Raw genomic sequence first — 17,751 nt, 5'->3', positions numbered from 1 at the left:
CGCAGGGACGGCCCACAGCCTACTAGCACGCGCAACGGACCCGGATGGACAAGACCCACACGCGGCACACCAGAGAATGGCATACCTACTTCGTGAACAGATTCATGGCTGTCGAGCGGGCGCTGCGCACGGCGGCGCCCCATGAGCTGCCCGACGTCGTCGGCCGGGAGCTGGGCCGGCACTACGCGGCGGACTCCGTGGACCTGCTCATGGCCGACTACGGCCTGACCGTGCTGCAGCCCGTGACCGACCTGCCGCACGTCCTGCCTCCGGTCTCCGTGCACAACACCCCGGCGGGGCGGGCCTTCGGCGCTCAGGAGCCGTTCGTGGAGGGGAACCTCGGCGACGGACACGTACGCGTCCATCTGCCGATCAGCGTGCGCGGGGATCGGCTGGGCGTGCTCTCGGTGACGCTGCCCGGCGGTGACCACGCGCGCGACCGCCTGCCCGAACTGACGGAACTGGCCGAGGTGTTGGGCCACGAGGTGCTGGTGGCCGAGCGCGACACCGACCTGTATCTCCGGGCCCGGCGCAAGGACCGGCTGACGCTGGCGGCGGAGATGCAGTGGCAGTTGCTCCCCGGCCGCGCGTGCTCCCGCCCCGAGTTCGACCTCGGCGCGCAGTTGGAGCCCGCCTACGCGATCCACGGTGACAACTTCGACTGGTCCGCCACGGCCGACCACCTGACGCTCTATGTCTCGAACGGCATGGGCGAGGGCATAGAGGCATCGCTCCTGACGAACCTCGCGATCAACGCCCTGCGCAACGCGCGCCGGGCCGGCATCCCCCTCGCCGACCAGGCGGCCCTCGCGGACCAGGCGGTCTACGCCCACTACCAGGGCGGCCGCTACATGTCCGTGTTGATGTTCGACTTCGACCTCACCACCGGGCGTGCCCGGGTGGTGGACGCCGGATCACCGCAGACGCTGCGGCTGCGCGACGGGGTGGTGGAGCGGATCGCCTTCGACGCGCAGTTGCCCCTGGGCATGTTCGAGGAGACCGACTACGTCGAGCAGGACTTCCGGATCGAGCCCGGGGACCGGGTCGTCTTCGTCAGTGACGGGGTGTACGCCGTCGCCTCGCCCAAGGGTGAGGCCTACGGGGACGCGGCGCTTGCACGGGCGATCCAGCACACGAGGCTGCTGCCCGCCGCCGAGGTGCCGAGGGCGGTGCTGCGGGAGCTGACCGGCCACCGCGGCACCCCGACCCCCGACGACGACGCCTTGGTGGTGTGCCTGGACTGGCGGGGTCGGTGAGGTGCGTCCCCGGCGTCCCCCGCCCTCACGGGCGTGGCGCTAGTGTGAAGGCACTGAGCCGGAAGGGTGAACGCCGTGAGCACCTCTGAGCCGCTCCCGTCCGTGGAGAGCGAGTTGCGGTCGGCCCCGCCCAACGCTCTGGTGGAGACGGCCCGGCGCCTGCTCGGCGACCGCGCCGGAGCCCAGGACGTCACCCTCCTCCTCGTCGACTACGGCCTGCGCGTGCTGCGTCCGGTCGCCCCGGGCACCGGCGAACCCCTGTCCGCCTACGACGGCCCGGCGGGACGGACGTTCACCGCCCAGACGCCCGTCGTCGAACCGTCGGGAGACGACGGGACGGCGACCGTGCATGTGCCCGTCACCGTGCGCGGCGACCGGCTCGGCGTCCTGACCGCCCGACTGCCCGCCGTCGGCGCCGATCCGGCCGGGGTGCGCCAACTCGCCGAGTTCGCCACCGCGTTGGGGCACGAGGTCGCCACGGCGGAGCGCGACACCGACCTGTACCTCCTGGCCCGCCGCACCCGGCGTCTCACGCTCGCCGCCGAGATGCAGTGGCAGCTCCTTCCGGGGCGCGGCTGCGAAGGCCCGGAGTTCGTGATCGGCGCCCATCTGGAGCCCGCCTACATGGTCGGCGGGGACAACTTCGACTGGAACACCGACGGCACCCACCTCACCGTGACGGTCACCGACGGCATGGGCCGCGGCATCGACGCCTCCCTGCTCACCGGCGTCACGGTGAGCGCCCTGCGCAACGCCCGCCGCGCCGGCCTCGGCCTCGCCGACCAGGCCCGGCTTGCCGACCAGGCCGTGTACGCCCAGTTCGGCGGCAAGGTGTACGCCTCGACCCTGCTGCTCCGCTTCGACCTCGCGACCGGCAACGTGCAGGCCGTCGACGCGGGCTCGCCCCGGCTCTACCGCCGACGCGGCGACACGGTGCGACAGATCGAGCTGGAGGCACAGCTCCCGCTCGGCATGTTCGAGGAGACGGCCTACGAGGAGCAGATCTTCGCCGTACGGCCAGGGGACCGGCTCGTGGCGGTGAGCACCGGCGTGCACGGGACCCGTTCGCCGGAGGGCACCCTGTTCGGCGAGGAAGCGCTGCGCCGGGCCCTCGACGCGGCGCCGACGCGGGCTCCGCAGGAGGGGGCACGCTCGGTGGTGGCAAGTCTGATCGAGCACTTCGGCAGCAGCGAACTGGCGGCCGACGCCGCCGTGGTCTGCCTGGACTGGAACGGGCGCGGTTCCGTGGCACCGTGATCATCCGCTCTCGGCGGGCGGCCCGTACTTCTGCGCCGAGGCGAACGCCCGCAGGCCGCGCTCCAGCGCCGCGCGCTCGTCCGGTGCCATGGCGTGTACGACCTCGGTCAGCGCCCGGGCCCTGAGTTCGGCGACCTCCGCGAGCACGTCCCGTCCGTGCGCGGTGAGACTCAGTTGGATCTCCCGGCGGGTGTGCGGAGCCGCGTCCCTGAGCAGCAGCCCGGCCGCCTCCAGCCGGTCGCAGAGCCGGCTCACGGTGGGCAGGCCGGCGTCGAGCCGGTCGGCCAGCATGGTCAGGTTCGCGCCCGGTGCGGCCTCCAGGGCGTGCAGGGCGCGCAGTTGATGCGGTGACAGGCGCACCGACGCCTCGGCCGCCGCCAGGGTCCACAGGTCGGTCAGGCCGTCCACGGCATCGGCGATCCGGCCCGCGACAGGGTCCGTGCCGTGCGTTGCCACGAGTTCGACACCTCAAGGAAGTCGGCAGTGTGGTGATTCGCCGCTCATGGGGTTGCTCTACCCGAGATTCCCGCGCCCACGCAACTCAGTCGCGGTCGGGGTACAGCACGGCGGAGACCCGCTGGTGCAGGTCGTGCTGGGGGCGGCCGGGTGCGGTGGGCGCGGCCTCGCGCACGGACTGGGCCAGCGCGCGGAGCTTGACGTTGGCGTACTGGGAGTGGCGGCGCAGGACGCGCATCGCGATGTCCGCGTTGATGCCGTAGAGGGCCATGAGCACACCGCGTGCCAGGTCGATGTCCTCCTGCGAGGCGCGGGCCCGGTCGATGTCGGAGTCGGCGGCACGCCGTGCCTCCTGCCGTACGGGCTCCGTCACGTCGACGGCGAACCCGCGCACCACCACCACCTCACCGTCGTCACCGGTCCGTCCGTCGCCGACCAGCACCACGTTGCGTTCCGTGTCTGCGTTGCCCACCACGCGGAGATAGCAGCTGAAGGGGGATCCGGTGGCCCTGCCGTGCTCCAGCGCGCTGTCGAGCCGGGTCTGGTCCTCGGGGTGGATGTGTCCGCGCAGCAGCTTGCCGGTGGGCGTGACGGAGTCGGGTTCGTGGCCGAGCAGCCGGAACATCTCGTCCGACCACCACCAGGTGTCCTCCGGCAGCCGGTGCAGGAACACTCCGGTCACGTCGTCGGCACGGTCGTCCTGCGACACCATGGTCCTCACCAACCCGCCCGGTCCGTTCCCCCGTAAGCCTGACCCTAGCCCCTCAGCCGGAGCGGTGGGGCAGCCGGACGACCTGCACGAAGAAGTCGTCGATCTGCCGGACGGCGGCGATGAACTGGTCGAGGTCGACCGGCTTGGTGACATAGGCGTTGGCGTGCAGTTTGTAGCTGCGCAGGATGTCCTCCTCGGCCGAGGAGGTGGTCAGGACGACGACGGGGATGTGCACCAGCTCCGGGTCGGACTTGATCTTCTCCAGGACCTGGCGGCCGTCGTACTTCGGGAGGTTGAGGTCGAGCAGGATGAGGTCGGGCTGCGGGGCGTCGGTGTGCTCACCCCGCTTGTAGAGGAAGTCGAGCGCCTCCTCGCCGTCCCGGACGACGTGGAGGGTGTTACCGATCTTGTTGTCCTCGAAGGCTTCCCGGGTCATCAGTTCGTCGCCCGGGTCGTCCTCGACGAGGAGGACGTCGATCGGGGTCGCGTCAGGGAGGGTCGTCATGTCAGGGCCTTCTCGTCCGTGGGGGTGGTGTCGGTGCCGTCCGCGGCTTCAGCGACGTCGGTCGTTTCGGTGGGCTCGGCGGGCTCGGTCGCTTCCTCACCGGACGGGAGCGTGAAGCAGAAGCGGGTGCCCTCGCCGACCGTGGAGTCGATCCAGATCCGGCCGCCGTGGTGTTCGACGATCTTCTTGCACAGGGCGAGTCCGATGCCGGTGCCGCCGTAGGCGTCGCGGCTGTGCAGCCGCTGGAAGATGACGAAGACCTTGTCCGTGAACTCCTCGGGGATGCCGATCCCGTTGTCGGCGACGCTCACCCGCCACATGCCGGGGTTGTCGGGGTCGGCGTCGCAGGTGACGGACACGTGCGGGACACGGTCCGGGTGGCGGAACTTCAGGGCGTTGCCCACGAGGTTCTGCCAGAGCATGGTCAGCAGGGTCGGGTCGCCGACGATCTCGGGCAGGGTCTCGGGCCGGTCGATCCGGGCTCCCGACTCCTCGACGGCCACCGAGAGGTTCCGCAGCGCCTTGTCCAGCGCCTCGCCGAGGTCGACCGGCTCCCGGGTGTCGTCCAGACGCCCGACGCGGGAGAAGGTGAGCAGGTCGTTGATGAGGACCTGCATACGTTTGGCGCCGTCGACGGCGAAGTCGATGTACTGCTGGCCGCGCTCGTCCAACTGGTCGCCGTACCGCTTCTCCAGGAGCTGGCAGAACGAGGCGACCTTGCGCAGCGGCTCCTGCAGATCGTGCGAGGCGACATAGGCGAACTGCTCCAACTCGGCGTTGGACCGGCGCAGTTCCACCGCCTGGGCATCCAGCTCCGCGGCCTGCCGGCCGAGCGCCTCCTCCTGTTCGCGGGAGGCCTCCAGTTCGCTCACGATCCGTTTGCGCATGCCCTCGACGGCTCCGGCCACCGCGATGAGGTCGGCCGGGCCGTCCCCGACGATGCGGTGCGCGAAGTCGCCCGCCGCGACCTGTTCCGACGCCGTGCTCAGCGCCTCCAGGGGACGCGTCACCAGCCGTCGTACCAGTACGGCGAGGGCGAGGCCGGTGAGCAGGAAGGCGGCGATCATGCCGCTGAGGACGGTGTCGCGCACCGTGCGCTGGTGGGCGAGGTGGGCCCGGCCGTCCTTCACGGCCTGCGCGAGGTCGGTGTTCTGCTTCGCCCAGAGGGTGCGCAGTCGGTCGAACTCGTGCTTGCCGCCGTCCAGGGTGGCCTGGTCGACGGTGTCCGGCCGGCCAGGGGTGACGGCGGCGGCCAGCGGCTCGGCGTAGGCCCGCCGCCAGCCGGACGCCCCGCGCTCCACCGCCCGGAGATCGGCGAGCAGGTCGGGCCGGTCACTGAGGAGTTCGCGCAGCCGTGCGGCGGAGCGGGCCTCGTCCTGCTTGCCGCTGGTGTACGGGGTGAGGAACTGCCGGTCGGCGGCGATCGCATAGCCGCGGACACCGCTCTGCTGGTTGACCAGGGCGGTCTGCAGTCGGTACGCCTCGATCTGGGAGGGCTGGATCCGCAGCAGCAGATCGTCGCTGACCCGGGCGGTCTGGTTGAGCAGGTTCGCGCCGATCGCGGTGCCGATCACCACCAGCAGGACCATGAGCGACAGTGCCAGGAAGAACCATCCCTGCACCGTCAGCCGGCGCCCGATCCGTGTTCCGCCCGTCATGTACCTCACCGTTCGTCCCGTCCCGTCGGCCTCTCGTCCCGTCTGCTCGGTTCCGGCGCAGTGAATCACGTCCGGGGCAGTCGTCTCACGTCCAGTGCAGGTGCATCACGGCCACGTCGTCCGCCAGGCCGCCCTGGGTCTCGGCCAGGTTCTCGGCGGAGGCGATGAGTTCGTCGACGAACTGCTCCGGGTCCAGTGCGGCCCGCTCCCGGGCGAGCCGGAGCAGCCCGTCCTCCCCCAGCCGCTCCGCGCCCCGTCCGACATGCCCCTCGAACAGTCCGTCGGTGAACAGCACCACGGCGGCGTCCTTCGGTACGGCCAGTTCCGTGACCGGCCAGTCCGCGACGCCGGGCACCACGCCCAGCGCCGGACCACCGGGCACCTCCACCCACTCCACGGCGCCGCCGTGCCGCATCAGCAGTCCGTGGTGCCCGGCCCGCACCACGCGGGCCGTGCCTTCGCCGGGTACGGCGGTGAGGCAGACGAGGGTGGCGAAGACCTCGCTCCGGGCGCGCTCGGCGACCAGGAGTTCCTCCAGCCGGGCCACCTGTTCGGCGCCGGTGACGCCGCTGAGCACCAGCGTGCGCCAGGCGATCCGCAGGGCGACACCGAGGGCGGCCTCGTCGGGCCCGTGCCCGGACACGTCACCGACCACCGCGTGGACCGTGCCGTCGCCGCTCTGCACGATGTCGTAGAAGTCGCCGCCGAGCAGCGTCTGCGCGCGCCCGGGGCGGTAGCGGGCCACCGCTTCCACGCCCTCGCCGCGCAGCAGGGGTCTGGGCAGCAGTCCCCGCTCCAGGCGGGCGTTCTCCTGGGCCTGCATCCGGCTGGCCTGGAGCGCGACCGCCGCCCGCTCGGCCTGCTTGCGCTGGATCGCGTAGCGCACCGCGCGTCCGAACAGCTCCGGCTCGACCCGGCCCTTGACCAGGTAGTCCTGTGCGCCGGCGGCGACGGCGGCCAGTCCGGTCTCCTCCTCGGCGAGGCCGGTGAGGACCACGACGGCCGCCCGCTCGGCGCCCGCCCGTACCCGGGAGAGCGCCTCAAGTCCTTGGGCGTCCGGCAGGTGCAGATCGAGCAGGACGCAGTCCGGCACGTCGTCCGCGAGGACCTCGGCGGCCTCGGCCATCGACCGCACCCACCGCAGACGTATCTTCAGCGCGCTGTCGGCGACCAGTTCCTCCACGAGCAGCGCGTCGCCGGCGTCGTCCTCGACCAGCAGGACGGCGGGCTGCCAGGTCAGCCACGCGTCCGGCCCGGTCCCTTCGTTCCCCACCGGCAGCAGGTCATCAGCCCGCGCCTGTGGCACCACCATGGCCCTGTCCTCCCCACCGCACGGTTTCCCCCGACCATAGTTGCCGTCAGACAACAGTCGAGAGCATACCGGTCCGCAGGGACGTCCCGTACGCACTCCGCACGACCGTCGGCCGATTCGCCCAACGCACCCTGCGTTCAGCGCTGTTGAGGGTACGACGGACCGCTTTGAGTCGGCGACGAGGCGACCGGATCACGTCGGACTCCCGTGGGCCTCTCTGTCGTAGTAGTGCACCGTTCGCGTTTCATGTCCCCCTCCCCCCGGTACCCGCAGGAGCACCACCGGCCGACCGAACAGAGAAGGGAAGAGTGGCGTGAACGACTACCGTGCGGAGAATCCCGGGGACGAGGAAGAGCGGACGGCCAAGCCCGTGCCCAGGGACATGCCCGATCAGCAGGCGGGCGCCGACGAAGATCCCTGGGAGGCCGGCGACGACTCACCGCGCCGGGCCGAGGACGAACGGCCGGACCCCGGGGTCCCCGACACGGACGAGGCCGGCACGGGACGCCTCGGCTCACCCCACTCGGGAAACCCCAGGCCGGAGCATCCCGTGCCCGATGAATCGTCCGCGTGAGGCCGCATGCGAAGGCTCCGCTCCGTGGGGCGGTTGTTGTTTGAAGCGGGCCCAGCCCGGTAGTCCGAAAGAGAGGCGGCCGGCTGTCCAACCGCTCCCGGGAGGGTTCGGCAGTGAGCCCGCCACCGGCCGCCCGGGGACTTCTCCCAGGGCGGCCGGGTCCACCTCCCCCATCCGCTAGGCCGCGTCGGTCAGCACCCTTTCCCGCACGGAGGCACAGGAGTTGGTGATGAGCCGGGAGACGTGCATCTGGGAGACGCCGAGTTGCTCCGCGATGCGGCTCTGGGTCATGCCCCGGAAGAAGCGCAGGTAGAGGATGGTGCGTTCACGCTCGGGCAGTTGCTGCAGGGCGGGCTTGACCGCCTCGCGGTCGACGACCAGGTCGAACCCGGAGTCGCACTCCCCCAGCAGGCCGGCCAGTGTCATGCCGGAGTCCTCACCGGGCGACTCGGCGTCCAGCGAGAGCGCGGTGAAGCTGTCCAGCGCCTCAAGACCGGCGCGGACGTCCTCCTCGCTCAACTGCGTGTGCTCGGCGATCTCGGCGATGCTCGGGCGCCGGTCCGCCCCTGCGGCGGACAGCTCACGCAGGGCGATGCGCACCCTGTTGCGGAGTTCCTGGACGCGCCGCGGGACGTGCAGGGCCCACATGTGGTCGCGGAAGTGCCGCTTGATCTCGCCGGTGACGGTCGGGACGGCGTAGCTCTCGAAGGCGTAGCCGCGTTCGGGGTCGTAGCCGTCGACGGCCTTGACCAGGCCGAGGGCCGCGACCTGGCGCAGATCCTCGAAGGGTTCGCCCTTGCCCCGGTAGCGGCCGGCGATGCGCTCCGCCATGGGAAGCCAGGCGCGGACGAGTTCGTCCCGCAGGACGTCCCGTTCGGGTCCGTCGGGCAGGTGCGAAAGGCGGTCGAAAGCCGCGGCGGTACGGGGGGCATCGTCGTGCGGATGGCGCTTCCTGGTGGCCGTGTCCATGGTGCTCACAACTCCCTCATGGGGTTGTCCGACGGACGGTCCCATGGGAGTGAGCACACGCTGACCAGGTGAAACACACCCGCGATCCGGTGTACACCAGCTCCCACGGACGTGCCTCCTGTCCGAAGCACTCATTCCAGCGCCTTCCCCCGCGAAGAGCCACGAAACAAATACGCGGCCACCATCACACCCGGCGGCCAGAACGTTACCAAACGTGACAAATCGACCAGCGCGGGAGTCGACGGAAGCCGTGACGGACGGGTCCGGCGGACCGCCGTCCAACACCTGGGTGAGACACAGGGGTTGACGATCCGGTACCGGTTCGTCAACCCCCGCCGTCACTCGGCGGGTTCGTGGTCGCGCTCGCCGGACGTGACCGACCGCGCATGCTGGTGCACGCCGTCGCGCTTCGCGTCGTGCTGCGCGAGAGCGGAGAGCAGCATCTCGACGGTCATTCCGACCTCGGCCTCGGCGGGATGCCGCAGGATGGCCCCCGACTCGATCCGATACGCGTTGCTCCGGCCCTCCCGCGTGTGGGTGAGGTAGCCGTCCTGCTCCAGATCGGAAATGATCTTCTGGACCGCTCTTTCGGTGAGCCTGCACCGCACGGCGATGTCGCGGATGCGGGTGCGGCGGTCCTCGGCGATCGCGGCCAGCACCCGGGCATGGCTGGTGAGGAACGTCCATCCCGTGTGCGTCTCGGGTACTCCATCCATACCTCCAGCATAGGGCCCACCTTTCACGTATCCCAAGACACGAAATAGATTTCATGTATATCTTGACGTGCTAGATACGGGGGGTGAGACTTGGACAGGCAGAAAACAGGGTGGACGGCTCGGGAGCGACTGCCATGTCAGAACACGAGCGTTGCGCCACTCCCACGAGTGGAGTCCGGAGTGTGTGTGCGGTATCACCCGTCGTCGCGGTGGACCCCTCGTCGGCCTCGCTGATGATCGTGTCGCACCGGGCGGGAGACCGGACGGTCGTGACCGTCTCCGGCGAGATCGACATCGATACGGAACAGACGATGCAGCGCGCCCTTCGGCTCGCCCTCGCCCGGTCGCCCGCGGGCGTGGACCTCGACCTGACCGGGGTCGGTTTCTGCGACTGCTCCGGCCTCAACGTCCTGCTCCGGGTCCGCCGGCACGCCCTGGCGGACGGCAAGACCCTCGGCATCCTGACCGCCGCTCCGGGGGTCGGGAGACTGCTCGAACTCACCGACACCACGTCGCTGTTCACCCACGCGCGTGCGCCCGCGAACGGGGTCGTCCACGCCTGGCACGAGCATTCCACGACAACGCACGACCTCATGGAGGAGAACGGGGTGTCCGACGACGCCGAAGAGCTGCGCACCGAGGTGGTCCAGCTCAAGCGCGCCATGCTGACCCGGCCGGTCATCGACCTGGCCCGCGGAGTCCTGATGGCCTCCTTCAGCCTCACCCCCGAGGACGCCTGGAACGTACTGGTCGACGTCTCCCAGCACACGAACACCAAGCTCCACCAACTGGCCGAGGATCTTGTCGATTCGGTGAAGGGTGCGCCGCTGCCCGACCATGTGCAGCGGCGGATCTCCATCGCCGTCACCGAGATCGCCCGCCCGGCATAGAAACGGACGTTTCCCGGTGCGCTCCACGGCCACCCGGAGGGCGGACGATCCACTGCCCCGAGGAGAGCGCCATGACGGAGTTCGGTTACTTCCTGTCCTGTGAGGAGCACGATCCCGCCGAGCTGGTGGAGCAGGCCAGGATGGCGGAACAGGCCGGGTTCACGTCCTTGTGGATCTCGGACCACTACCACCCCTGGAACGACGAGCAGGGACAGAGCCCGTTCGTCTGGTCGGTGATCGGCGCGCTCTCACAGGCCGTCTCGCTTCCCGTGCAGACCGCCGTCACCTGCCCCCTCATCCGCATGCACCCCGCCGTCGTCGCCCAGGCGGCGGCCACCAGCGCCGTACAACTGGACGGCCGGTTCCGGCTCGGCATCGGCAGCGGCGAGGCGCTCAACGAGCACATCCTCGGCGACGCCTGGCCCGAGGCCGATGTGCGCCTGGACATGCTGGAGGAAGCGGTGCATGTGATGCGCCAACTGTTCACCGGCGACCAGGTCAGCCATCGCGGCAAGCACTACACGGTGGAGAACGCCCGCCTGTACACGGTGCCCGAGGAACCGGTACCCATCGACGTCTCGGCGTTCGGCCCGCACGCCGCCGAGGTCGCCGGCCGCATCGGGGACGGGTTCATCACGATGGCGCCGGACACCCCCGCCATCGAGAGGTTCCGGCGCAGCGGCGGCGGCACCAAACCCGTCTCCGCGGGCCTCAAGGTGTGCTGGGGAACCGACAAGGACGAAGCCGTCCGTACGGCGCACCGACTCTGGGCCAATGAACAGCTCCCCGGCGAACTCGCCCAACTCCTGCCCACCCCACGCCACTTCGAGCAGGCCTCGGAGCTCGTCGGCCCCGATCGAGTCGAGGCCGACGTCACCTGTGGCGACGACCCGGACGCCCACGTGGAGGCCGTCGAACAGTACGTCGAGGCAGGGTTCGACACCGTCTACGTCAACCAGATCGGGCCGGACCAGCAGGGCTTCTTCGACTTCTACCGCTCCAAAGTGCTGCCCCGCCTGGGAGACTGACGGCTCGTCAGAGCCTGCCGCGGCACCGGTGCGATCCGCAGATCGGCCCTCGCGGTGGGCTCCGCCTCGTCACTGCGCCGGGTCAGCTCCGTCCACCACGACCCGCCGTCCTCGATGTACCGCAGCAGTACGCCTTCGCGGATGCCCCAGGGGCAGACGGTGACGGTCTTGATGCCGGTGAGCTTCATGGCCGTGTGCCCGACGACGGCTCCGGCCAGGCTCTGCGCGGACCGGGGTGCCGAGACACCGGGTAGCAGGGCCCGTTCGGACGCCGTCAGGGCGGCCAGCCGGTCGACGCCCACGCGAAGCTGCGAGCGCGCCAACTGCCGCTCCACGAAGGGCCCTTGGCGCCCGGGAGCCGCTCCGCAGAGCCGGGCCAGTTGCTGGAAGGTGCGGGATGTCACGACGGTGGTCCGCGGCCCCTCCCAGCGGATCCGCGCGGCCACGTCCCGCAGTTGGTGACGGACCTCGCGGCGCAACGCCCTGACCGCCTGCTCGGGCGGCGGGTCCTGGCCGTGGAAGAAGTCCCGGGTCAGCCGGCCCGCGCCGAGCGGCAGCGAGGCGACGAAGTCGGGCAGCCGGCCGCGCCCGAAGGCGACCTCGAAGGAACCGCCGCCGATGTCGAACAGGGCGAGCGGCCCGGCCCGCCAGCCCATCCATCTCCGGGCACCGAGGAACGTCAACTCGCCCTCCACCTCCCCCGGTAGCGTGCACAGCCGTACGCCGGTCGCGGCCCGCACCGAGCGCAGCACGTCGAGCCGGTTCGGCGCGCCGCGGACGACCGCCGTCGCGAAGGCCAGTGGCCCCGCGGAACCCCACCGCCGGGCGGTCTCGGCAGCGGCGGACACCGCCTGCACGAGTTGGCAGACGGCTTCCTCGGGGATCTCCCCGCACGGTCCGACGCGTTCGGAGAGCCGTAGCTTCCACTTGGCCGTGTGCACGGGCAACGGCACACCGTCCCCCACGTCCGCCACCACTAGCCGCACCGTATTCGACCCCACGTCCACCACGCTCATTCGCATGAGCCGGTGAGTACCCAGAGGGGAACCGGTCAGTCGTCCTGGTCGATCTTCGGATGCGTGGGTCGACGGGTACGCAGGCCGTCCAGTCGCCGTGCGGCCGGGCCGAGGGCGCGCCCCCGGCCCATCAGTCCCGCCCACGGGTCGGTGCGAGCCTGTTCCACGGCGTCGGCGATGGTCCAGCGGCGTGCGTCGAGGTCAGGATCGTCGAGTTGGTCCCAACTGATGGGGACGGCGACCGGAGCCCCGGGTTTCGCTCGGACGGCGAAGGGCGCCACGGCGGTCTGCGCGTAGCCGTTGCGCTGCACATCGAGATAGAGGCGCTCCCCGCGGTCCTTCTTGCGCGCGGCCGTGGTGAGCCGGTCGGGGTGTGCTTCGGCGAGGTGGTCGGCGACGTCCTTGGCGAAGCCGCGTACCTCGTCGAAGTCCTGATGCCCGTCGAGGGGCACGACCAGATGCAGACCGCGCGAGCCGGTGGTCATCGGCGCGGACCGCAGCCGCAGTTCGTCGAGCAACTCGCCCAGCAGCAGGGCGGCTTCGCGTACGGCGGCGAAGTCGTCCCCGGCCGACGGGTCGAGGTCGAAGACCAGCCGGTCGGGCCGGTGCGGCTGCCCGGACCGGGACAGCCAGCGGTGCGGGGTGATACAGGCCTGGTCGGCGAGGAGGACGAGGGTGGCGACGTCGTCGCAGACGAGGTGCGTGACGGTGCCGCCCTCCTTGGACACCTCGACGCGTTTGATCCAGTCCGGATAATGCTCCGGGACGTTCTTCTGCATGAACCGGGGGCCGTCGATCCCGTCCGGGTGCCGCTCCAGCATCAGCGGGCGCCCGCGCAGGTGCGGCAGCATGAAGGGGGCGACGGCCCGGTAGTACGCGACGAGGTCGCCCTTCCTGTACCCGCCGCCGTCTCCCTCGCTCGGGAACAGCACCTTGTCGGGCCGATGGATGTCGAGACTGCGGCGGCCCGCACGGACGGTCAGTGTCCCGGTCGTCATTGCGGTCGAGTACCCGTGCGCGAAGTGCCCAATCCGAGTCCACGACCGAAGGAACCGGTATCCGTGTCACATCGGCGCGCCCGCCGGTGTCTTCATGTCCGACCGCCCAACAGGGACACGAACTAGGAGAACACCGTGACGCTACGTATCCCGAAGGCCGAGCTGCCCGTCGACCTCCGCGAGACCATGATCAAGCAGTTGGGGTCCGTGCCCGAGCCCGTCGAAGTGCTGTGGCACCATCCCGAACTCGCCGCCGCCAACCAGGAGTTCACTGCGAGGGTGGGCACCTGGGACGCGGTCGACGCGAGCCTCAAGACCTTCGCGCACATGGCCGTCGCCGCACAGGTCGGGTGCAGTTGGTGCCTCGACATCAACTATTTCCTCGCGCTGAACCAGGACATGGACCCGACGAAGGCCAGCCAGGTGCCGCGCTGGCGGGAGTCGGAGGTGTTCTCGCCGCTGGAGCGGGACGTGCTGGAGTTCGCGGAGGCCATGACGAACACGCCGACCACCGTCACCGACGAGTTGTCGAAGAGTCTGCTGGACCGGCTCGGCCCCGCCGCGCTGGTCGAACTCACCGTGTACATCGGCTTCGCCAACCTGGCGGCCAGGTGCAACACCGCGCACGGGATCACCTCGCAGGGCTACTCCGCCGCCTGCGAGATCCCGCTGGCCGCACGGGCGGGGAAGACGACGGCATGACCGAGGACCCCTTCGTCGCCCACCGCGGCCTGCTGTTCACCGTCGCCTACGAGATGCTCGGGTCGGCCGCCGACGCGGAGGACGTGCTGCAGGAGTCCTGGCTGCGATGGGCGGACGTCGACCGGTCACAGGTGCGGGACCCGCGGTCGTATCTGATCCGGATCGTCACCCGGCAGGCGCTCAACCGGCTGCGCGCCTTGTCGCGCCGGCGCGAGGAGTACGTGGGCGAGTGGCTGCCGGAGCCCCTGCTCACCAGCCCCGATGTCGCCGAGGACGTCGAGCTCGCGGAGAGCGTGTCGATCGCGATGCTGACCGTGCTGGAAACGCTCGGGCCCACCGAGCGGGCGGTGTTCGTGCTCCGCGAGGTCTTCGAGCTGCCGTACGGCGAGATCGCCGAGGTCATCGGGAAGTCCGCGGCGACGGTACGGCAGGTGGCGCGGCGGGCCCGGGAGCACGTGGCCGCCCGGCGGCCACGGGTGCGGGTGAGCCGCTCGGAGCAGCAGGCCGTGGTGGAACGGTTCCTGCTCGCCCTGCGGACCGGGCAGTTGCAGGAGTTGATGGCGGTGATGGCACCGGACGTGGTGCTGGTGACCGACGGCGGAGGGGTGGTCGCCGCCGCGCTCACGCCGATCCTCGGGGCCGAGACGGTGGCGCCGATCCTCGCCCGCGCGCACCAGTTGGTGGCCGCGTTCGACACCGTGCCCGTGTGGCTCAACGGCGAGCCCGCGGGCCGGATCGAGATCGACGGCGAGCCGTCCGCGATCAGTGTCGTGGTCGAGGACGGCCGGGTCACCCGGATCTACGTGGTGCGCAACCCACGGAAGCTGACGCAGTTGGACAAGCCCACCGAACTCGTCAGGTGAATCGGCCGACGCCCCGAACGTCGCGTTGTAGAGGGGGAGTTGAGGCATTCGAGCACTACGACCGACACGGCCGTCAGCGGGGCGTACGAGGGGATGGCCAAGCCGATCCGTTTCCGGCCAGGCCCCGATCGGTTCCCGCCCGCGTGCGCCGATCTGCCGGAAACATACCGGCGACGAGATTGCGCTCGTCCCATGCTCGGGCTGTGCGAGGTAGGCCACGGCCATGTGGCTGTCCGTTCTGCGCGATCGCCGTCATTCGATGATCCTCTTGACGGCACGCCGACGACCAGCCGTGCGGCTAGGACCCGCAGTACCACTCCCCCGGCCGGGCCCCGCGTCGCTTGTGGCATCCTCTGCTGCCATGGATGTCTCGACTGATCAAGAACTGCCGTCCGGGGAACAGGACATGGAGATCCGGGCGGTCTCCGCCGACCGCCTCACGTTCTTCGGGGACGCGGTGGTCGCCATCGCGCTGACGTTGCTCGCTCTGGAGCTGCCGGTACCGGAGGGGAAGACCAACTCCGAGTTGTGGCACTCGGCCACGTCACACCGCGAGAGCTATCTGGCGTTCATGATCAGCTTCGTGGTGATCGCCGCGCACTGGCGCTCGCACCACCGGGTGTTCCGCTACGTCACGGCGACGAACACCCGGCTGTCGTCCCTGACCATGTACTGGCTCCTCATGCTGGTGATCACCCCGTTCGCGACGGACGTGATCGGTGGCGAGGGAGCGTTCCAGGTCCGGTTCGTCTTCTACGCCGTCGTGCAGTTCGCGGCCTGCCTCCTGTTCATACTGATGGTCCGCGAGGTAGCGCGTGACGACCTGTACCGCGTGGGCACTCCGACCGAGGTGTTCTCCCGGACGATCCGCCGGATCGGCATGGTGGCGCTGGGCTTCGTGGTCTCGATCCCGGTCTCGCTCCTGACCGGCTGGGCGTACCTGTGCTGGATCGTGGTACCGGTCGTCGACTCGATCGTCGACGCACGCCGAAGCCGCTCCGGGCAAGAGCCGTCGGAGGACTGAGCGGCCGGCGGTTCGTATCACGTCACGTCACACTCGGCGTCGCCCACCCCAGAGACTCCGCCAGCAGTCCCCTGGCCCCCGCCAGACACTTCACCGGGTCCGTGGGCGAAGCCTGTAGGCCCGGCAGCAGCAGCATCCACAGATCGCTCACCGCCTCCTCGATGTTGCGGCGGTCGTTCAGCGCGTCGGAGACGGTGTGGGTGCCGAAGAAGCTGGAGACGAGGACGCGCGCGGTGCGCTCGACATCCGTGGCGGGGGCCAGTTCTCCCGCTGCGTCGGCGGCGGTCAGGATGCGTGCGGTGGCGTCGATCCACCCCACGAAGGGCCGGGGCAGGGAGACCGGGATCGTCCCGCGCTCGCTCCAGAGCCGGTTGCCGGCACGGACGATCACGTTGTCGCGAAATTCCCGGGCCACGGCGAGGCTGAGACCCACCAACCGGTGGAGAACGGGCGCGTCCCGAGATTCCCAGTGCTCCACGAATCGCGGCCATTCGGCGAAATGGGCTTCCAGAACGCTCCGGGCCAGCCCCTCTTTACTGCCGAAATGGAAATAGATCGCACCGCTGGTGTAACCGCTCGTACGCGCCACGTCGCTGATGCTCGTACCGACGTACCCGTGCTGCTCGAACAGCACCGCGGCCGTCGCCAGAACAGCTCGCCGGGTGACTTCCGCACGTTCCTGCATTTTCTCGGTCGCCCCTGTCCTCCGTGTCGGATCGTCTTTTCCGGTGAATCTAGCCGACATGCGGTCGTTTCCCGGACGCATGCCAAAAAGCCATAGCTTCTATTATTTAATGACCGAATCACATCTTCCCGCACCTCCCGAAGCCGGTCCGGAACGGCTGACACTGAGCTGGGACAGGTGCGTGTCCCGGACTCTCGTGCACCGGAAAGCGGTCGCCGAAGTACTGCTCACCGACGCCCTGGCGCTGGCCGACGGCCGTTTTCTCCTCGCCGCCCAGTGGCCACGCTCATACGCCACGCCCGGTACCGGATCCGACGAGCGGCACGATCCGATGCTGGCCGCCGAGACCATCCGGCAGGTCGGCCTGTACCTCTGCCAGCGTTTCCTGGGCGCCCCCGGCACCAGCAGGCCCGTCATCAGGAGCGTCGGTTTCCGGCTCGACAGCAGCGCGGAGCCGGTGGTCGGTTACGGGGCCACCGATGTGGTGTGCCACGCGGAGGTGTACGACGTCCGCCGCGTGGTCGCCGTGCCGTGGCCGGTCGCGCTGAGCGTGCGGATGCAATTCTCCGCCGCCGGGCGGGAGTTCGGCTCGGCCTTCGGACGGGTCCGCGTCCTCTCCGAGGAGGAGTACGACACCTTCCGCGGACCGTACGCCGCCGCCGGCCCCGTACCGGACCACGTACACCGGCGGCCGTCGCACACCGAGGTGTCAGCCCCGTCCCCCGGTGGCGTGATGCTGGTCCAGGACCCGTCCGGGACCCTGCTGGTGGCGCCCGCCGATCTTCGTCACCCGCGGTTCTTCGACCACCCGAGTGACCACGTCCCCGGCATGGTGCTGCTGGAGGCCGCCCGACAGGCGGCGTGCCTGGCGGGCGCCTCCGCCGGGCGGCTGAGCGGCTGCTACATGCGGGCCCTGCGCTTCACCGAATGGGACTCGCCCGCGCACATCGAGTGCGGACGGGCCGAGGACGGCTGGGCCTTCCAGGTCACCCAGGACGGCGATACGACGGCCGCCGGCACACTGTCGTTCGCGACGGAGGCGTAAGTCCTCGGCAGCAGCACCGAACGACATGAACCGGCCGTCGGTGCCTGCTCCCGAACCCCGGCGCGGAGCGAGGCCCGCGCGCCGT

Annotated in this window: 19 protein-coding genes; 9 read left to right on the top strand and 10 right to left on the bottom strand. The window is 70.3% G+C overall.

Annotated features, from left to right (window positions below; all coding sequences use genetic code 11):
- Positions 1–104: 104 nt before the first annotated feature.
- Positions 105–1,256, top strand: coding sequence for a PP2C family protein-serine/threonine phosphatase (locus AB0M63_RS26570; protein WP_355915495.1), 1,152 nt, complete (start codon positions 105–107; stop codon positions 1,254–1,256).
- Between the two features lie 66 nt (positions 1,257–1,322).
- Entirely contained in the window at positions 1,323–2,513 is a 1,191-nt protein-coding gene (locus AB0M63_RS26565; protein ID WP_366021165.1) for a PP2C family protein-serine/threonine phosphatase, read from the top strand.
- Here AB0M63_RS26565 and AB0M63_RS26560 read toward each other — a convergent pair whose 3' ends face one another.
- The 5 genes from AB0M63_RS26560 to AB0M63_RS26540 all read right to left on the bottom strand — a co-directional run bounded on the left by AB0M63_RS26560 (position 2,514) and on the right by AB0M63_RS26540 (position 7,156).
- Entirely contained in the window at positions 2,514–2,969 is a 456-nt protein-coding gene (locus tag AB0M63_RS26560) for a MarR family transcriptional regulator (RefSeq protein WP_355915466.1), read from the bottom strand.
- An 85-nt stretch (positions 2,970–3,054) separates the two neighbouring features.
- The gene (locus AB0M63_RS26555) at positions 3,055–3,681 is read right to left on the bottom strand and encodes a PAS and ANTAR domain-containing protein (protein ID WP_366021164.1); all 627 of its coding nucleotides are present in this window, start codon (positions 3,679–3,681) and stop codon (positions 3,055–3,057) included.
- Positions 3,682–3,733: 52 nt separating this feature from the next.
- On the bottom strand, positions 3,734–4,186 hold the full coding sequence (locus AB0M63_RS26550; protein WP_355915460.1) for a response regulator: 453 nt from the start codon (positions 4,184–4,186) through the stop codon (positions 3,734–3,736).
- Complete coding sequence (locus AB0M63_RS26545; protein WP_366021163.1) at positions 4,183–5,844, bottom strand: ATP-binding protein; 1,662 nt, start codon at positions 5,842–5,844, stop codon at positions 4,183–4,185. The genes AB0M63_RS26550 and AB0M63_RS26545 overlap by 4 nt, the downstream gene beginning before the upstream one ends.
- Before the next feature lie 85 nt (positions 5,845–5,929).
- Positions 5,930–7,156: a fused response regulator/phosphatase gene (locus tag AB0M63_RS26540; RefSeq protein ID WP_355915454.1), complete on the bottom strand. Its 1,227-nt coding sequence runs from the start codon at positions 7,154–7,156 to the stop codon at positions 5,930–5,932.
- Positions 7,157–7,469: 313 nt separating this feature from the next.
- Between AB0M63_RS26540 and AB0M63_RS26535 the strand changes: the two genes are divergently transcribed.
- Positions 7,470–7,730: a hypothetical protein gene (locus AB0M63_RS26535; RefSeq protein WP_366021162.1), complete on the top strand. Its 261-nt coding sequence runs from the start codon at positions 7,470–7,472 to the stop codon at positions 7,728–7,730.
- 177 nt (positions 7,731–7,907) lie between these two features.
- Here the strand turns inward: AB0M63_RS26535 and AB0M63_RS26530 are convergent, their stop codons facing one another.
- Complete coding sequence (locus AB0M63_RS26530; RefSeq protein ID WP_355915492.1) at positions 7,908–8,699, bottom strand: SigB/SigF/SigG family RNA polymerase sigma factor; 792 nt, start codon at positions 8,697–8,699, stop codon at positions 7,908–7,910.
- Between the two features lie 338 nt (positions 8,700–9,037).
- Positions 9,038–9,415 carry a winged helix-turn-helix domain-containing protein gene (locus AB0M63_RS26525; RefSeq protein WP_355915449.1) on the bottom strand — a complete coding sequence of 126 codons (378 nt, stop codon included), beginning with the start codon at positions 9,413–9,415 and terminating at the stop codon, positions 9,038–9,040.
- A 182-nt stretch (positions 9,416–9,597) separates the two neighbouring features.
- Between AB0M63_RS26525 and AB0M63_RS26520 the strand changes: the two genes are divergently transcribed.
- Entirely contained in the window at positions 9,598–10,305 is a 708-nt protein-coding gene (locus tag AB0M63_RS26520) for an anti-sigma factor antagonist (RefSeq protein WP_355915446.1), read from the top strand.
- 71 nt (positions 10,306–10,376) lie between these two features.
- Positions 10,377–11,333: an LLM class F420-dependent oxidoreductase gene (locus tag AB0M63_RS26515; protein WP_366021161.1), complete on the top strand. Its 957-nt coding sequence runs from the start codon at positions 10,377–10,379 to the stop codon at positions 11,331–11,333.
- On the opposite strand, the gene AB0M63_RS26510 is transcribed toward AB0M63_RS26515, so the two are convergent.
- On the bottom strand, positions 11,297–12,355 hold the full coding sequence (locus AB0M63_RS26510) for a Ppx/GppA family phosphatase (RefSeq protein WP_366021160.1): 1,059 nt from the start codon (positions 12,353–12,355) through the stop codon (positions 11,297–11,299). The genes AB0M63_RS26515 and AB0M63_RS26510 overlap by 37 nt on opposite strands.
- A gap of 29 nt (positions 12,356–12,384) precedes the next feature.
- Positions 12,385–13,347, bottom strand: a complete 963-nt coding sequence (ligD, locus tag AB0M63_RS26505; protein WP_366021159.1) for a non-homologous end-joining DNA ligase — start codon at positions 13,345–13,347, stop codon at positions 12,385–12,387.
- Positions 13,348–13,482: 135 nt separating this feature from the next.
- Between ligD and AB0M63_RS26500 the strand changes: the two genes are divergently transcribed.
- The 3 genes from AB0M63_RS26500 to AB0M63_RS26490 all read left to right on the top strand — a co-directional run bounded on the left by AB0M63_RS26500 (position 13,483) and on the right by AB0M63_RS26490 (position 15,936).
- A complete protein-coding gene (locus AB0M63_RS26500) occupies positions 13,483–14,049 on the top strand; it encodes a carboxymuconolactone decarboxylase family protein (RefSeq protein ID WP_366021158.1) in 567 nt (188 codons plus the stop codon).
- The gene (locus tag AB0M63_RS26495) at positions 14,046–14,912 is read left to right on the top strand and encodes an RNA polymerase sigma-70 factor (RefSeq protein WP_366021157.1); all 867 of its coding nucleotides are present in this window, start codon (positions 14,046–14,048) and stop codon (positions 14,910–14,912) included. Before AB0M63_RS26500 ends, AB0M63_RS26495 begins: the two co-directional genes overlap by 4 nt.
- Before the next feature lie 361 nt (positions 14,913–15,273).
- Positions 15,274–15,936 (top strand): TMEM175 family protein, encoded by a 663-nt coding sequence (locus AB0M63_RS26490; protein ID WP_366021156.1) that lies wholly within the window; start codon positions 15,274–15,276, stop codon positions 15,934–15,936.
- A 22-nt stretch (positions 15,937–15,958) separates the two neighbouring features.
- Here AB0M63_RS26490 and AB0M63_RS26485 read toward each other — a convergent pair whose 3' ends face one another.
- Positions 15,959–16,621 (bottom strand): ScbR family autoregulator-binding transcription factor, encoded by a 663-nt coding sequence (locus AB0M63_RS26485; RefSeq protein ID WP_366021315.1) that lies wholly within the window; start codon positions 16,619–16,621, stop codon positions 15,959–15,961.
- A 181-nt stretch (positions 16,622–16,802) separates the two neighbouring features.
- Here AB0M63_RS26485 and AB0M63_RS26480 point away from each other — a divergent pair, with 181 nt between their 5' ends.
- Positions 16,803–17,666: a ScbA/BarX family gamma-butyrolactone biosynthesis protein gene (locus tag AB0M63_RS26480; RefSeq protein WP_366021155.1), complete on the top strand. Its 864-nt coding sequence runs from the start codon at positions 16,803–16,805 to the stop codon at positions 17,664–17,666.
- The last annotated feature ends 85 nt before the right edge of the window (positions 17,667–17,751 follow it).

The organism is Streptomyces sp. NPDC051576 (genome assembly GCF_040681835.1).
Lineage (GTDB): Bacteria > Actinomycetota > Actinomycetes > Streptomycetales > Streptomycetaceae > Streptomyces.
Note: the sequence above shows the minus strand (reverse complement) of the source record. Positions and strands in the feature narration are given on the sequence as shown.

Excerpts from the sequence above, each read along its gene's own strand:
- AB0M63_RS26570 (WP_355915495.1), top strand. The coding sequence starts at position 105 with ATGGCTGTCGAGCGGGCGCTGCGCACGGCGGCGCCCCATGAGCTGCCC.
- AB0M63_RS26555 (WP_366021164.1), bottom strand. The coding sequence starts at position 3,681 with ATGGTGTCGCAGGACGACCGTGCCGACGACGTGACCGGAGTGTTCCTG.
- AB0M63_RS26550 (WP_355915460.1), bottom strand. The coding sequence starts at position 4,186 with ATGACGACCCTCCCTGACGCGACCCCGATCGACGTCCTCCTCGTCGAG.
- AB0M63_RS26545 (WP_366021163.1), bottom strand. The coding sequence starts at position 5,844 with ATGACGGGCGGAACACGGATCGGGCGCCGGCTGACGGTGCAGGGATGG.
- AB0M63_RS26540 (WP_355915454.1), bottom strand. The coding sequence starts at position 7,156 with ATGGTGGTGCCACAGGCGCGGGCTGATGACCTGCTGCCGGTGGGGAAC.
- AB0M63_RS26530 (WP_355915492.1), bottom strand. The coding sequence starts at position 8,699 with ATGGACACGGCCACCAGGAAGCGCCATCCGCACGACGATGCCCCCCGT.
- AB0M63_RS26525 (WP_355915449.1), bottom strand. The coding sequence starts at position 9,415 with ATGGATGGAGTACCCGAGACGCACACGGGATGGACGTTCCTCACCAGC.
- AB0M63_RS26515 (WP_366021161.1), top strand. The coding sequence starts at position 10,377 with ATGACGGAGTTCGGTTACTTCCTGTCCTGTGAGGAGCACGATCCCGCC.
- AB0M63_RS26510 (WP_366021160.1), bottom strand. The coding sequence starts at position 12,355 with ATGCGAATGAGCGTGGTGGACGTGGGGTCGAATACGGTGCGGCTAGTG.
- ligD (WP_366021159.1), bottom strand. The coding sequence starts at position 13,347 with ATGACGACCGGGACACTGACCGTCCGTGCGGGCCGCCGCAGTCTCGAC.
- AB0M63_RS26495 (WP_366021157.1), top strand. The coding sequence starts at position 14,046 with ATGACCGAGGACCCCTTCGTCGCCCACCGCGGCCTGCTGTTCACCGTC.
- AB0M63_RS26490 (WP_366021156.1), top strand. The coding sequence starts at position 15,274 with ATGGATGTCTCGACTGATCAAGAACTGCCGTCCGGGGAACAGGACATG.
- AB0M63_RS26485 (WP_366021315.1), bottom strand. The coding sequence starts at position 16,621 with ATGCAGGAACGTGCGGAAGTCACCCGGCGAGCTGTTCTGGCGACGGCC.